Below are 14,273 nucleotides of genomic sequence, written 5' to 3' on the forward strand. Positions count from 1 at the left end.
GCTATGCACTGTCAGGTTGCAAAACAACCTGACAAAGGCAAGGTGCTGGCTGAACTGAGTTAAAGGATGGAAACGAGACTCGCATCCGCCTTCCGAGCCGTTGAAAACTAAGGCTTTTCAGCTATCCCTGAAACGGGGATAGCCTCAATTCTGGACTCATTTTGCAGGCCAAGGAAGTGACCGGATCTACGATTGGTATGCTGGGGCAAATACCCGGTCCGCCCCGATTGATCGCACAGCCCGTCCAATATGCCTGCGCATCTGGGTTAGGGCCACAGAAGGCGGGCTTGTCAGCCAGGGACTTATCCCGGCTGGCTTCAGCCACTAGCTGAACGATTCCTTGTCAAGCGATGCCCTTTCTCAAGCAGAGCCAAGCCGTGCACGGTGAGCTCTCGCCCCTCGACGGTATCGGGTGCATAACCGTGTAGGTAAGCGAGTCGTTCAACCACACGCCGGTTGAACCACGCTACCGGCTTTCCTGTCGCCTTCATGAAGGTCAAGTCGGCAGCCAACGCCTGGATTACCCGCCTCTGTAACGCAACGCCTTTGGGGGGTCCTGTGAGGGCGAACGCAATGAAGAGGACGCCGAGACCCGCTATGACACCGATGCCGGTCGTAACAGCTTGATCAACTGCAAACGTCATGTAGTTGCTAGGCTGGGTCGACACCGCCAGCGTCAGGCAAAAGCCCAGTCCATACGGCGTTAAGGCAGGCGACGTCATCGCCATCAGGCCAAGAAACAGGGGGCAAGCCAGAATCATGATTAAAGCTGCAAAATGATCAGGGCCTTGGGCAACCGTTCCCAGCACCAAAAAGGTTGCCACCGGTACCGCGAGGGCTACCCCTACTATCAGTTTACGAACCATCATCGCCGGTGCCGGTGCAGCGCCGAACATTTGCGAGAAAAGAGTGGGCAGTACCATCATCATGATCAACGCTGGGGCGCCATCGGACAGGATCCATACGTAAGCTACGGCAAGAAACACCACTGCATTGCGCAGCGCTGATGTTCCGGCGGTCCGCCAGTCCCTGTGCCTTTTCAGGCGTGGACCAGGCTCATGGAAATGTTCATTCTTCTCCAAGGTTTCATCTGCTGCAGACATCAACGCACTGGCCCTAGCCAACTCCTGAAACGCGGCGTCGAGGTCATCCACCTGGATCTTAGAGGATCTTTGGCTTAGCTCAGCCAGAAGCTGCAGCGGGGAATGCTGTACACCTTGATCTGTGTTGTGCGCAGCCAGCAAGCCTACCCAGCTCGCTTTGTTCTGCCTGAACCATCCCTCAACTGTCTGGCCACAGGCGATCACTGTCAGGGCAGCGTTCGCCATATACAGAGCAGCGCGAATGGTGTTGGCCCGCTCGTAGCGACCGGCGTTCGATTCATCGTTGATCGTGGTGACCAGGGCGATCATGCCCAGACGCTGCTGGTGAAGCGCTGCACGATCTGGCTCTGGCTGCAGCAGCAGTTCGATGTAACCCATGCTCAAAGCCTGCAGCCGTTTTGCATGACCTTTGACCAGCATCTCAACCCGCCAAGGAAACAGGAACAGGCTCGAAAGCGTTGCGCAACTTGCGCCTACGATCACCTCGGTCAGCCTCGCTCTGACCACCAGGAATATTGACCCGCTGCTAGTGGTCGCGGGATCGGCTATCGCGAACATGACGATCAGGATGGCCGTCACCGAAACAAGTGCGAGCCCAAAGATGAAATTGACATGACGCTCGGTTGAAGCCAGCGCTGAAGTGAAGGCAACGCAGACAGCCAACGCACCAATGGCCAGCGTCGGATAAGGCATGAAGTTATCCAGGATAAATATGGCCACAGCTGCGCCCAGTGTCGAGCCAAGGATCAAGCACAACGCCTTTTCGATCACGAGGCCGGTTTCGGGGCGCGCCTGTAGCATCATCGAGGCGACCATCGCCCAGAACGGCTTGTCCAGATCCAGGCCCATGGAGACAGCGAGCGCCAATGCGACCGCAGACACCCCTTTCAGCGCAAAGAGAACGCTGCGCAAGTTCGGCTGCAGGTAATGTATGAGCACGGTTCTCATCGGCCAGCGACCGCGCCATGAGCAGGTACGAGTCTCACTGAGACGTTCATGCCCGCACTCAAGCGTATTTCACGCGGCACGGTCTCGAGCCGGATATCCACGGGTATACGTTGCGCCAGCCGAACCCAGTTGAATGCCTGCTGCACTTGCGGCAGCAACATGGGGTCGGATTGGGTGTTCGTGTTGGCGACGCCCTTGGCGATGCTCGTGACCCGCCCTGACAAGATCGGCCCACCGCTCATCAGCGCGATATCAGCCATGTCCCCTTCGCTGATGCTGGGCAACTTGGTCTCTTCAAAGTACGCGGTCACGTAGAACGAGCCATCTTTGATCAAGGAGAATGCCGGGCCACCCTGCGTCACGTAATTGCCCTCCTGCAGCCGGATATTGGTGATGGTGCCATCTGCCGGGGCGGTGACTCGGGTGCGCGCGAGATTGATCCGAGCTTTGTCCCACTGCGCCTTGGTCATTTCATATTCGGATTTGGCGAGCAGTACCTGGGAGCGGGCATTGTCCAAATCCTCGGCGCTGATAGCGTTGATTCTGGCGAGCGGAACTCGCCTACGCTCCTGGCCGGCGGCTAGTTGCCAGGCATGTTTCGCATGCTCCATCTTCGCTTTTGCTTCGTTCAAGGCTGCCAGATACCGGGCAGGATCAATCACGAACAAGAGGTCGCCCTTCCTGACCGCCTGGTTATCCCGAACACTTAACCGGGTTACCCAGCCGGCAACGTCAGGGGCGACCACCACGATGTCTGCACGCACGCGCCCATCCCGAGTCCACGGCGAATATCGATAGTGGTTCCATACCCAGGAGCCAGCAACAATCGTAGCGGCGGCGATCAGCAAGGTCATCGAAACGCGTACCACACCGCTCATTTCAAACCCCCATCCAGAATGGATAAAGCCGCGGCGGTATAGCCTGTGAAAATCGCGAGCCCTAACCAGGCAGGTCTGACCTGGAACAGCATTTCCAGCCGCCCTGGGATCAGCCGAAGCGTCATGGCCGTGAGCAACGCCGCGATAAGCACACATACCACCATCGGGCTTACCAACAGCCCTGCAAATGAAAACTCCCGGAGCACACCCCACCTCATGATCTGTATCACAATGTGGTCACTGTATCGCGAAAAAATGCGTACCACAATGTGGTACAGTGACCGGAAACTGGGAGGTGAGCATGGAACCATCGAATCAGGCAGGCACCAGCGACGAACGTGGCGGCGGTATCCAAGTGATTGCGCGTGCAGCCAAGATATTAAATTTGCTAGGCAAAAGGCCCGACGGGCTGAGTCTTGGAGAAATCGCTCAGCAGGTTGGTTTCCCGCGCTCCACGGTGCAGCGGATTGTGGGCGCGCTGGAAGAGGAAGGCATGATCCGAAGCGAGGGCGCAGGCGGTATCCGCCTGGGTGCTGGCCTGCTGAGGCTCGTAACCCACGCGCATGCCGACCGCATCACGATTGTCCACCCGTGGCTTCAAAAGCTCAGCGGCAGCGTCCAGGAGACTGCTGTACTGTCTTGTGCGGACGGGCTTCGGCTGCTGGTGGAACATCGCGTGGTGGCTGATCGTGAACTGCAGGTCATGCCCAGGCTGGGGCTGCTCGATTTGCCACTGCATGGAACATCAGCGGGACGTGCGCTATTGGCACTTGAAGATGACGAGAAGATCCGGAGCATGATGGTCAGTGCAGATGCGGCAAGTGACCCGCTCGATGACCAGATATTTCAACAGCTGGATGGCATCCGCCAGCTGGGCTTTTCCTGTGATCATGGCGAATTGATGGAAGGCATCACCACCACTGCGGTCGCTCTGGATACGGTGCTTGGCTGCTTCGCCATCTCTATGCCGATCCCGACGTTCCGCTTTGAACGAGAGCCGAACCGGTACACCGATGCACTTTTGGCGTGCAAGGCAGGGCTGGCCAGCGAGATTGGACATGAGCGCTAGCCATGACGCTTGTGACTGAAGCACTCAGCTCATATCTGTAGGCACAAAAAAGCGAAGCCAACCCATGGCTTCGCTTTTTGCATTCACAGCGCTATGCCTACAGCGGCGTCCAAGCGGGGGCATACCCCAGCTCAGACAAAAAATTGCCCAGGGCGTGGGTAGAAAGCTGGACACTCATGGAGTTATCGAGCGGATGCAGCAAAAGCCCAGGGCTTAGCTGGAGCTCACTGTCGATAACCAGCTTGACTGCGCGCTGGGTGTCGTTGACCAATGCCAGAGGGCTCAACGCACCGGTCTTGACGCCGAGCGTCTCGAACATCTGATCGTGGCTCGCCATGGAAAGCCGAGCAGAGCCGAGTGACGCCCGAAGCGTCTTGAGATCTATGGCCTTGTCAGCAAGGGTCATGACCAGAAAAAGCTGCCCGGTTTTATCGCGCAACAGCAGATTCTTGCAGCGCTCCCCCTGAAGCATTAGCTCCAGTTCGCCTGATTCAGCCATGGTCAGGACGGCAGCATGTCTTTGGACAGCAAACGCCAACCCCATGGACTTCATTTCTGCCAGCAATTCAGCCGCATTCACCACATTTACTCTCATTAAAACCTGCAAGACACGTAGCACGTATCTTGCAAGTTGTCGTACCGTCAGACGTCGAAGACTGGTCGCGATGCTTTTTCAATGGCCGCGATTGCTTCCGCCTCGCTCATTACACCTGTCTCTTCCATGATTGCGAGCAACGACCGCCCTTCGCTCACCGATTGGCGGGCCAGTTTACTCACCTTCGCATACCCAAGTTTGGGCACCAAAGCAGTGGCGACAGCCATGGACTGGGTGAGGTGCGCTTTATTTCGCTCCGCATCCGCAGTCAAGCCAACAATGCACTTTTCCCGGAATTGCCGGATGCCCTTGGTCAGCAGCGTAATGCTGTCAAACACCCGAGAAGACACGACCGGCTCGAAGTGGTTGATCTCGAGCTCACCGTACTGAACTGCTTGAGCGACGGCGGTATCGTTGCCAATCACAGCAAAGCTCAGTTGGATCATGGACATCGGCAAGACCGGGTTGACCTTGCCAGGCATGATCGACGAGCCAGCCTGGGCTTCCGGCAACTTAACCTCACCCAATCCGGCAACCGGTCCCGAGGAGAGCACGGTGAGATCAGCCGCGATCTTGGCGATGGAAGCGGAACAAGTACGCAACTCACCCGATACCCGCGAGAAGACATCCATGTTCTGCATGGCATCAAAGGAGTTCGATGGCGCCTTGTAGGCCACACCAGTGATGGCGGCCAAATGTTGATACACCGAAGCTCGATAAGCGGCCGGCGCGCCGAAGCCCGTACCGATCGCGGTACCGCCCAGGGGCAGCGTATGCAGTTTGCTCCGAACCCCGGCCAGTTCGTCGGCCAGGCGGTGGGTCAGCGAAGCGTAGCCGGAAAACAGTTGACCCAGCCGCATCGGCTGGGCGTCCTGCAGACAGGTGCGACCCAGGTGCAGGATGTCAGCAAACTGCAGCGCCTTGCGATCGAACTCGGCAGCCAGCAGCCCGACTTCTGCGATCAGCCCACCCAGCATGGCGTGGGTGGCGATCTTCAAGGCCGCCGGGTACACGTCGTTGGTGGACTGCGAGCAGTTCACATGATCGTTGGGGTGCACGACTTCGTACGAGCCCGCTTCGTGTCCAAGCAACTGCTGGGCGCGGTTGGCGATTACTTCGTTGAAGTTCATGTTGGTGGACGTGCCGCCTGACCCTTCCAGCAAGTCAACGATAAGAGAGCTGTCACAATTGCCCGCAATCACATCCTGGCACGCCTGGGCGATCGCATCACATTGAGCGTTGGTCAATACTCCACAGTCCAGGTTGGCCAGGGCAGCTGCCCATTTGACTTGGGCAAACGCATTGCGGAACTCCGGGTAGTGGGCAACCGTCAGTGGCGAAACGGTCAAGTTCTCGTAGCCACGCAGCGAATTGACGCCATACAATTTGTCCCCAGGAATCTGGACTTCACCCACATAGTCACGTTCCAGACGTTCTTTCACGCTATCAAAGGTGTTCACGGCTATTTAACCTCGGCAATATTTATCAGTGTTTCAACACCACACCCCAGTGCGGTTAGGCGGGGCAAAAAGGTGTTGAGCACAACGTCATGAGCAATTTCACATGCATCAGCAAAAAAAGAGCTGTATTCATCGCGGCGGGCTACGAGGTACAGCGAGCGCTGCAGTCCCAGATCGGGTGTGAGATGAACTGCAACATCGTTCACCCAATGGGCGGCCTGCAAAAAACAGATCGGGCTGGTCACCGCCCAACCTATGCCTTCAGCGACCATCGAGGTCAGCGCATCGGCATTGTCGAGTTCCAGACGATTGGGCACGCGGATATCCAGGCCACGCAAATGCCGCTCAATCTGAAGACCCACCTGAGAGGCTCTGTTGAAACGTACTACGGGTAGAACATTGGCCAGCGCCCGGAGCTCTTCCATGGAGGTCATCGCTGGCCGGTTATCTTTAGGCGTGATCACGAAGTATCGCTCCGACAGGATTCGATACCGCTCCACGTTCGCATCCATGAGCGGGTCGCTGGTCACGATCAGATCCAGATCCCTGCGCAGTAGCGATTCACCCTGCTGAGGGCTCAAGCCGGTTCGAATCGACAGTTGAGACACCTTGCCCAAAAGCTGCTTGGTGAAAACCGAGCCGCAGGTGGCGGCGAAGGAATCCACCAAACCGATCCGAAGGTCCGGTTTCACACCGCGACCGGCATCCAGCACCTGTGCCTTGAGGTGAGAGAGCTCTTCGCTGAGCAAGGATCCTCTGTTCTTCAGCGCCATGCCAAAGGGGGTAAGCGTCATTGGCCGCGTCGTGCGGTTGATCAAGATGACGCCCAGCTCCTCTTCCAACTGCCTGACCATTTGCGAAACACCAGACTGGGAGATCCCGAGACGCACCGCCGCGCCCGACATGCTTCCCGTCTCTGCAACCGCAATGAAAACTTGCACGGCGTACATGTCGATAAGCTTGTCGGTCGGCATAGGCTCTACTCGTTCAGGATCGTGAGTCGGTCAAGCTGGTGTCAGCCGATCTTGCGCCCGGCAGGAGGCACTGCGCAGGCCTCAGGCGGCAACGCCCCATGGGTATCGGTCGTGACGGCAGACAACTGCTCTTTACTGGTCTCCGGCGCAAACAGATGGCACACCACACCACCGATCAGCAAGACAGCGACACACACACCCAGTGCGACGTGGATACCGAGGTCCTGTACGGCGATAGGCAACAGGAAGGTAGCAAAAGCAGAACCGAATCGGCTTGCCGCTACGGCCATGCCGATACCCGAGGCGCGCAGGTGAGTGGGGAACAGTTCCGGCGGGTAAACGAATTCCAGGTTGACGGCTGCAGCCAGTACACAGGCGAAGAAGCCGAAGGCGATAATGGTGCCAACCGGACCGAACCCGGCAAAGGCCAGGACGGCAAGGCCTATTGCACTCAGGTAGAAGGTACCAACCAGGAATGCGCGGCGGGAAATTCGGTCGATGATCATCAGGCCAAGCAATGCACCGATCATCAGCAACACGTTGTAGACCAGCCCACCGACGAACTTGTCCTGGACGTTGAGGGCCTCGAGAACACGCGGCGCGAAGGTCCCCAGCGCAAAGAACGGAATGACCTGGCAGGTGTAGAAGACGCAGCCGACAATGGTGTTTTTCCGCCACCGCTTGCTGAACAGCTCGGCCCAGGCACCCTCGGTTTTCTTGGGAGTCGCGCTCGGGACCGGCAGGTAAACGTTGGGGCCGAATTTATCGCGGATTATCGCCAGGGCTTCTTCTTTGCGACCACGGGCCATCAGCCAGATGGGAGATTCAGGCACGCCCATTCGCAGTGGCAGGATCAGCAATGCAGGGATGCCGCTGACAGCGAGCATGATGCGCCAGGCGTCTGGCCCAAGATCACGCAGGACGAAACCGATAAGATATGCGGCGACGTAACCTGCCGCCCATGCTGCGGCAAGAACGCTCAGCAGTCGTCCGCGGTAGCGCCGTGGAGCGAACTCCGTGACCAAGGACTTGCTGACCACGTAATCGAAACCGAGCACCAGCCCAAGCAACAGGCGTAGAACCAGCAATTGTTCGGGAGAGGTGACGAAAAATTGTGAGGCGGAGATGGCAGCGAACAGCAACATATCCCAGGCGAAGATTTTTCGGCGTCCGAATTTATCTGCCAGGGGGCCTGCAACCAGGCTACCAATAAAGAGACCTGCTAGGGAGGCTGCACCTAGCAAGCCCATCCAAAGCGCATTCAATTGGAGGGGGCCAGCTGCCATGCTGACGGCAATGCCGATAATCCCTAATACGAACCCGTCACTGAACTGTCCACCTGTCCCACTTAATACCGTTCTTACATGGAAGCGGCTAAGGGGCAGGTCTTCGACCGAAACTTGAGTGTTCATGCGTGACTCCAGATGACATTTTTGTACTTGTCTTTTGTGCCGGTTGTAATCCGGCGTGGCTCCGAGTCTACGCCTGTGAAATTACAGAAACAGCATATGCGTTCGCTCTATCAGGATTCCTGATACTGACTACCGGAATCTGTAATTGTGATGAAAGCGAAAACCGCGACAGGTTCTTTGGCGCACGTTGGAACTGCCGGGCGGTCCGCTTCACAGTTTGAATTTTTGCCGGATCGAGGCGATAAGCAGTTCGATCGCAGCCCGGTCAGCCATACGCGCTCTGGGGTTGTTGATCAGGCAAATATGATGGATGGGAAGTGCCGGAAGCTCATGCATGATGAACATGCCTGGCGTGAGCCGAGCGCGGTCGATTACGCTGACGCCAATCCCGCTCTCGACACACGCCTTGACTGCTGCACCTGACGGCGTATCCAGGACGGGCCGCCAGGACAAGCTGGCGCCATCCAGCGCATCTATCATGGCCTCTCGATAAGGACATGGGGAGGCATACAAAGCGACAGGTATCGGTTGCGCATAGAATTCCAGGCCTTCAAAGGCCCCCACCCAAACGGGACTGGTTGCCTGAAGCAGGTGGCCACCTGGAAGGCGTCCTGACGGGTGAGCAATGATCGCTACGTCCAGGCGGTCTTCGTTTACCGCTTGCAGAAGCGTGAAGCTGGGCGCCGTGCTGATCTCCAGCGTCACTTGAGGCCAGGCCGCGATAAAAGCCGGGAGTATGTCCTGCATGACATGCACGACGTACTCGTCGGGCACCCCAAGCTGAATTCTTCCAGCCGCTGGCGCCACCTTCAGCTCATTGACAGTCCGGTCATGCACAGAGAGCAATTCGCGAGTATTGGCCAGCAAGCGACGTCCCAACGGCGTCAATGCCACCCCTTGATTATCACGGTCAAGCAGCCGGCCTCCGACCGCCTGCTCAAGTCTCTGGATCTGCACGCTTATCGCGGCCGGGCTTTTGTGAAGCTGTTGGGCAGTGGACTTGAATTGCCTGAGGTGCGCAACGGTATGGAATGTTCTGAGTAGCGCGATATCCAGTGTCGAGCTCATGGTTGATCACCTTTAAACTACTGCATCACAAGAATTCGTTTTATTAAATGACCAGCACTGCGTAGGGTCAAGTTTTCATTCTGGAGATTCCCGCATGCTGGCCCGTGTCGCTTCACCCATGCTTCTCCCGCTTCCCCTGTTAGAAGCAGCCATGGTCGTCACCTGGAGCTCGGGATTCATCGGAGCGAGGTATTCCATCGATCACGCGCCGGCGTTTCTGGTCGTGTTCTGGCGCTGCCTGGTAGTGGCAGCCGTGCTGACGCCTTGGGTCTGGCGCGAATTACGGCGCACACCCCTGCCCCTCCTGGGAAAACAGGCCTCGATCGGTTTTCTGGCCATGACCGGCTATCTGGGCGGCGTGATTCAAGGGATCGCACTGGGTGTGCCTGCTGGGCTAGCCGCCCTGATAGCAGATCTGTTACCCATCGGGACGGCGGTCATAGCTATCGGTTTAGGGCAACAGCAACTCTCGGCCAGAGCCTGGGCCGGCTTGGGCATTGGTCTGGTGGGCGTGATCATTGTCACGCAAGAAGTGCTTGGGATCGGAAACGCGCCGCTATGGGCCTATGGGCTCCCGCTCCTGGGGATGCTTTCGTTAGCCGTGGCCAGCGTCTGGCAAAAAACCGCCCCGAAAGCAAAGCGGGTGAGCATGCTTGCGACCTTGTGGATACAGTGCTTCGTGGCCACGCTGTGCTTCGGGGTGGCATGTAGCTTTGATACAGGCGTTGCGCCCGTGGCCTCAACGGGTTTTGCGGCAAGTGTGATATGGACCGCACTGTTGTCGACCCTTGGCGGTTATGGGCTTTACTGGATATGCCTCCAGCGATCATCGCCGACCCGGGTCGCCAGCGTACTGTATTTCAGTCCTGCGGTGACGATCATCTGGGCATGGATCAGCTTTGGAGAGCCCTTTTCCTGGTCAATCATCCTCGGATTGTGTGTGTCGGCGGTAGGCGTGTCCATGGTGATTCGCAGTGAGCCCGAACGCAGGGGCCTGGGGCGGTCTTGAAGGCCGCTGCAGCTCCCGCATCAGGGCGTGAGGGCTCAACGGTGCAAGCTACGCACCGTCTGTGCGACAACAAGGTCCAGATGCGCACCGCCGGCGTTCTTGTAGACCGTGATCTCTTCTGCCGCTCGGAGCAAAGGTTCCGGGCGGCAAAGATCGTACAGATCACCCTCTATTCTTCGCAAAATGCCCGTTTTCCTCGGCCCGCAAATATCGCCGCTAACCTGCGCGGTCGTAAAATCGTCTACGTACACACGAGCATTGATGAACAGGTCATCATCGGCTTCCCGCATCTCCTCGCGAAAGCCTCCAACCAGGTCCACATGCGTGCCGGGACGAACCAAGGCGCCAGGAATTACCGGCTCCGAGGCGCTTGTGGCACAAGTAATGATGTCCGCCTTTGCGATCGCTGCCGGCAGGTCAGTCACTACCTCCACCAACACGTCATCGCCAAATGTGGGAACCGCCGCCCGCCACTTTTCGGGGGATCGATTCCAAAGCAGAACCTGTCTGATCGAGGGCCGCACATGCAAGTAGGCCTCGCACAGTGCCCGGGCGATAGGGCCAGCCCCGACCACAAGCAGCGTGCGGCTATCCACTCTGCTCAGGAAAGAAGCCGCAAGGGCGGAATCGCCGGCGGTCTTCCACCGGGTGATTTCAGGGCCATCCATTAACGCAACGATTGCTTTACTCTGCTCATCTATGACCAGAAAACGGGCTTGTTCCACCGGCAATGGCGGCTGCAGCTGGCTATTGGAAGGGGTGATGGAGCACACCTTCAACCCTGCACCGTAACCGGGAAGAACCACACCTCGACTCAACAGTCCGTAGCCGCTATTTCCGATGAAAAAACTTTCTCCCTGTGGACGCGGGCCCAGATGTGCATCGTGAAGTGCTTGTATCACCCTCCCCCAGTCCAAAAAGGAGGCGATGGTTTCAGCATCATAAATTCGCATCGTTCAAAATCTCATTGTCGGTACTAAACGGCTGCACAAATGTAAACGCCGCGGCCCAGTGGCCACGGCGTTCATTCGCTGCAATGCACCAACCTGTACAACGAACGCTGTGGCCTCGCTCTGCCACCGCGCTTCGATGCAGCGGTTAGCTCGCCTGCCTGATCAAGCCGCGCTGAACATCTTGTGGGGGTCGATTACAAATTTCTTGGGCACGCCCGCATCGAACTCACCGTAGCCTTCAGGTGCTTGATCCAGGCTGATCACCTGTACACCGACTACTTCGGCAATGTTGATGCGGTCCCACATGATCGCCTGCATCAGCTGGCGGTTGTACTTCATCGTAGGCGTCTGGCCGGTGTGGAAGCTGTGCGATTTTGCCCAGCCCAGGCCGAAGCGGATGCTCAAGGCACCCAACTTTGCAGCCGCATCGTGCGCGCCCGGGTCCTCTGTCACGTAGAGGCCCGGAATACCAATCTTGCCTGCTACACGGGTCACCTGCATGAGCGAGTTGAGCACGGTAGCTGGCGCTTCCTGTTTAGCGCCTTCGTGACCATGGCCGCGCGCTTCGAAACCTACCGCGTCGATCGCGCAGTCTACTTCTGGTTCGCCCAGAATGTCGGCGATCTGTTCGTGCAATGGGGTGTCCTTGGTCAGGTCGACCACTTCGAATCCTTGTGCCTTGGCATGCGCCAGGCGCAGCGGATTCAGGTCGCCAACGATCACACAGGCAGCGCCCAGCAGGCGCGCCGAAGCAGCTGCAGCCAGGCCGACCGGGCCGGCACCGGCAACGTAGACAGTGCTGCCTGGGCCGACGCCCGCTGTGACGGCGCCGTGGTAACCGGTCGGCAGAATGTCGGACAGACAGGTCAGGTCACGGATCTTTTCCATGGCCTTGTCGCGCTCTGGCAATTTGAGCAGGTTGAAGTCGGCGTACGGCACCAGCACATACTCAGCCTGGCCGCCCGTCCAGTCGCCCATGTCGACGTACCCATAAGCACCACCCGGGCGATCCGGGTTAACGGTGAGGCAGACACCGGTGTGCATTTCCTTGCAGGAGCGGCAACGGCCGCAGGCTACGTTGAACGGCACCGACACCAGGTCGCCGATCTGCATGCGCTCGACATCGCTGCCCTTTTCGACGATCTCACCGGTAATCTCGTGCCCCAGCACCAGGCCGATCTGGGCAGTGGTGCGGCCGCGGACCATGTGCTGGTCCGAGCCGCAGATGTTGGTCGACACCACTTTCAGAATGACGCCGTGTTCGATCTTCTTGCCGCGCGGGTCCTGCATTTTCGGATAGTCGATGTGCTGGACTTCAACTTTGCCTGCGCCCAGGTACACGACGCCTCTATTGTTTGCACTCATTACTGCTTCTCCTTTGTAAAACTACCAGCCCAACGAACTCAGTCTCTGAGGAAGCTGTCTTCGAAGGGGTATCGAGTCAGCACCTCACAGCCAGTCTCGGTGACCAGCAGCTGATTCTCGAGCTTGATGCCATCACGCCCGCCCACCTCACCGATGTAGGCCTCGACGCAGAGTGCCATCCCCGGCTCGAGCACGCCGGCGTAACCATGCGACTCAAAGTCCTCCGGGTAGCGTATGCACGGGTATTCGTCGCAAAGCCCAACCCCATGAAACATCACGCCGTAGCGCTGCTGGCGGCATGATTCAGGCAAACGATGCCCCTTGGCGGTAAGCTCCGCGAAGCTCATGCCTGGCCGGACCATCTGCGTGTTCGAGGTGATGTGCTCATGGGCAATGCGGTAAAGGCGCTTTTGTTCTGCCGTGGGCTCACTGTCTCCGCAGATCCAACTGCGGGACATGTCCACGCAGTAACCGTAGACACCAATCAGATCGGTATCGAATGAGAGCAGATCACCCTCACTCAGAACCCGGGGACCGGACTCTTGATACCAAGGGTTGGTACGTGGCCCTGAACTGAGGATGCGCGTTTCGATCCACTCCCCTCCTCGCCGGATATTCCCCGCGTGCAGCGCGGCCCAGACATCATTCTCGGTGACACCTGCGCGCATGACCTGACGCATTTCAGCAATAGAAGCTTCGCAAGAAGCCACTGCACAGCGCATGGCCAGAATCTCGTCGGGGCCCTTGATGACACGAGCGAATTCGGTCACCTCTTGCCCGCTCTGAACCTCGACGCCAAGTGCATCCAGAGCGCGCAGACCGGCGACCTCGATACGATCCACCGCAAGCCGACGATTCCCGCCCGCATGCTGGCGCAGCAGCTCGTCAATCTGGGCAGCGAAACGGCGAGCGTGATGTTCGGTATGCTCCCCGGTTTCAAAATAGAAAAATGACGCACCACTACGCAGCTCGCTCACCAGTGGCAGGTGGGCAGAGAGATGCGCACACCCGTGAAAATCCCATAGAACAACGTGGCCACTGGCTGCGACAAAGCAGGCACGCGCTGGGTTGTGCGTCGTCCATAACTGCATGTTCGTGGTGTCGGTGGCATAGCGGATATTGAGCGGGTCGAACAGAAGGACACCCGCAAGGTCGCGGGCCACCAACTGTGCCTGCAATCGACGCAAGCGATATTCACGCATGGCGGGCAGGTTCGGCGGTACAAGCCCGAGGGTTTCCCATTCTGAGAAAGCCAGCGGGGTGGGGCCGATTTCGACGCGATCGTTGTTATCTTCAGACCCATCGCGTTTCAACGCTGCTGCGCGCTGTCTTGCAGGATCGATCTTTCTGGCTGCCGAGGGGATTGAGAACGGCGAATTCATCATGAGTATCCAGCCTTAGCCGTGTTGCGCCGCGCTCTTCAGAGCGCAGCGCTGGGC

Annotated in this window: 12 protein-coding genes; 2 read left to right on the forward strand and 10 right to left on the reverse strand. The window is 58.1% G+C overall.

Going from position 1 to position 14,273, the window contains the following annotated elements:
* Positions 1-317: 317 nt before the first annotated feature.
* Both ACTJJN_RS11455 and ACTJJN_RS11460 read right to left on the reverse strand, forming a co-directional pair.
* Positions 318-2,051: an FUSC family protein gene (locus ACTJJN_RS11455; protein WP_102689136.1), complete on the reverse strand. Its 1,734-nt coding sequence runs from the start codon at positions 2,049-2,051 to the stop codon at positions 318-320.
* A complete protein-coding gene (locus ACTJJN_RS11460) occupies positions 2,048-2,929 on the reverse strand; it encodes an efflux RND transporter periplasmic adaptor subunit (RefSeq protein ID WP_078459387.1) in 882 nt (293 codons plus the stop codon). Before ACTJJN_RS11460 ends, ACTJJN_RS11455 begins: the two co-directional genes overlap by 4 nt.
* A 301-nt stretch (positions 2,930-3,230) precedes the next feature.
* Here ACTJJN_RS11460 and ACTJJN_RS11465 point away from each other — a divergent pair, with 301 nt between their 5' ends.
* Positions 3,231-3,998, forward strand: coding sequence for an IclR family transcriptional regulator (locus tag ACTJJN_RS11465; RefSeq protein WP_078459385.1), 768 nt, complete (start codon positions 3,231-3,233; stop codon positions 3,996-3,998).
* A gap of 97 nt (positions 3,999-4,095) precedes the next feature.
* On the opposite strand, the gene ACTJJN_RS11470 is transcribed toward ACTJJN_RS11465, so the two are convergent.
* The 5 genes from ACTJJN_RS11470 to ACTJJN_RS11490 all read right to left on the reverse strand — a co-directional run bounded on the left by ACTJJN_RS11470 (position 4,096) and on the right by ACTJJN_RS11490 (position 9,507).
* Positions 4,096-4,578 carry a prolyl-tRNA synthetase associated domain-containing protein gene (locus ACTJJN_RS11470; protein ID WP_158248156.1) on the reverse strand — a complete coding sequence of 161 codons (483 nt, stop codon included), beginning with the start codon at positions 4,576-4,578 and terminating at the stop codon, positions 4,096-4,098.
* A 62-nt stretch (positions 4,579-4,640) separates the two neighbouring features.
* Entirely contained in the window at positions 4,641-6,053 is a 1,413-nt protein-coding gene (locus tag ACTJJN_RS11475; RefSeq protein ID WP_078459383.1) for an aspartate ammonia-lyase, read from the reverse strand.
* A 2-nt stretch (positions 6,054-6,055) separates the two neighbouring features.
* Positions 6,056-7,027 carry a LysR family transcriptional regulator gene (locus ACTJJN_RS11480; protein WP_102689137.1) on the reverse strand — a complete coding sequence of 324 codons (972 nt, stop codon included), beginning with the start codon at positions 7,025-7,027 and terminating at the stop codon, positions 6,056-6,058.
* A gap of 41 nt (positions 7,028-7,068) precedes the next feature.
* The gene (locus tag ACTJJN_RS11485; protein WP_102689138.1) at positions 7,069-8,439 is read right to left on the reverse strand and encodes an MFS transporter; all 1,371 of its coding nucleotides are present in this window, start codon (positions 8,437-8,439) and stop codon (positions 7,069-7,071) included.
* Positions 8,440-8,649: 210 nt separating this feature from the next.
* Positions 8,650-9,507 carry a LysR family transcriptional regulator gene (locus ACTJJN_RS11490; protein WP_102689139.1) on the reverse strand — a complete coding sequence of 286 codons (858 nt, stop codon included), beginning with the start codon at positions 9,505-9,507 and terminating at the stop codon, positions 8,650-8,652.
* 94 nt (positions 9,508-9,601) lie between these two features.
* Here ACTJJN_RS11490 and ACTJJN_RS11495 point away from each other — a divergent pair, with 94 nt between their 5' ends.
* Positions 9,602-10,516, forward strand: coding sequence for a DMT family transporter (locus ACTJJN_RS11495; RefSeq protein ID WP_102689140.1), 915 nt, complete (start codon positions 9,602-9,604; stop codon positions 10,514-10,516).
* A gap of 35 nt (positions 10,517-10,551) precedes the next feature.
* On the opposite strand, the gene ACTJJN_RS11500 is transcribed toward ACTJJN_RS11495, so the two are convergent.
* From ACTJJN_RS11500 to dddP, 3 genes are all read right to left on the reverse strand, one after another.
* Positions 10,552-11,469: an ornithine cyclodeaminase family protein gene (locus ACTJJN_RS11500; RefSeq protein WP_102689141.1), complete on the reverse strand. Its 918-nt coding sequence runs from the start codon at positions 11,467-11,469 to the stop codon at positions 10,552-10,554.
* Between the two features lie 162 nt (positions 11,470-11,631).
* Positions 11,632-12,834 (reverse strand): formaldehyde dehydrogenase, glutathione-independent, encoded by a 1,203-nt coding sequence (gene fdhA / locus ACTJJN_RS11505; RefSeq protein ID WP_207268647.1) that lies wholly within the window; start codon positions 12,832-12,834, stop codon positions 11,632-11,634.
* Positions 12,835-12,872: 38 nt separating this feature from the next.
* Positions 12,873-14,216 (reverse strand): dimethylsulfonioproprionate lyase DddP, encoded by a 1,344-nt coding sequence (dddP, locus tag ACTJJN_RS11510; RefSeq protein WP_256596923.1) that lies wholly within the window; start codon positions 14,214-14,216, stop codon positions 12,873-12,875.
* Between the last annotated feature and the right edge of the window lie 57 nt (positions 14,217-14,273).

The sequence above is a fragment of the Pseudomonas sp. 22515 genome (genome assembly GCF_052044625.1).
Classification (GTDB): Bacteria; Pseudomonadota; Gammaproteobacteria; order Pseudomonadales; family Pseudomonadaceae; genus Aquipseudomonas; species Aquipseudomonas alloputida.

What these genes read in the sequence shown, in the direction of transcription:
- ACTJJN_RS11455 (WP_102689136.1), bottom strand. Translation starts at nt 2,051, where the DNA reads ATGAGAACCGTGCTCATACATTACCTGCAGCCGAACTTGCGCAGCGTT.
- ACTJJN_RS11460 (WP_078459387.1), bottom strand. Translation starts at nt 2,929, where the DNA reads ATGAGCGGTGTGGTACGCGTTTCGATGACCTTGCTGATCGCCGCCGCT.
- ACTJJN_RS11465 (WP_078459385.1), top strand. Translation starts at nt 3,231, where the DNA reads ATGGAACCATCGAATCAGGCAGGCACCAGCGACGAACGTGGCGGCGGT.
- ACTJJN_RS11480 (WP_102689137.1), bottom strand. Translation starts at nt 7,027, where the DNA reads ATGCCGACCGACAAGCTTATCGACATGTACGCCGTGCAAGTTTTCATT.
- ACTJJN_RS11485 (WP_102689138.1), bottom strand. Translation starts at nt 8,439, where the DNA reads ATGAACACTCAAGTTTCGGTCGAAGACCTGCCCCTTAGCCGCTTCCAT.
- ACTJJN_RS11490 (WP_102689139.1), bottom strand. Translation starts at nt 9,507, where the DNA reads ATGAGCTCGACACTGGATATCGCGCTACTCAGAACATTCCATACCGTT.
- ACTJJN_RS11495 (WP_102689140.1), top strand. Translation starts at nt 9,602, where the DNA reads ATGCTGGCCCGTGTCGCTTCACCCATGCTTCTCCCGCTTCCCCTGTTA.
- ACTJJN_RS11500 (WP_102689141.1), bottom strand. Translation starts at nt 11,469, where the DNA reads ATGCGAATTTATGATGCTGAAACCATCGCCTCCTTTTTGGACTGGGGG.
- fdhA (WP_207268647.1), bottom strand. Translation starts at nt 12,834, where the DNA reads ATGAGTGCAAACAATAGAGGCGTCGTGTACCTGGGCGCAGGCAAAGTT.
- dddP (WP_256596923.1), bottom strand. Translation starts at nt 14,216, where the DNA reads ATGAATTCGCCGTTCTCAATCCCCTCGGCAGCCAGAAAGATCGATCCT.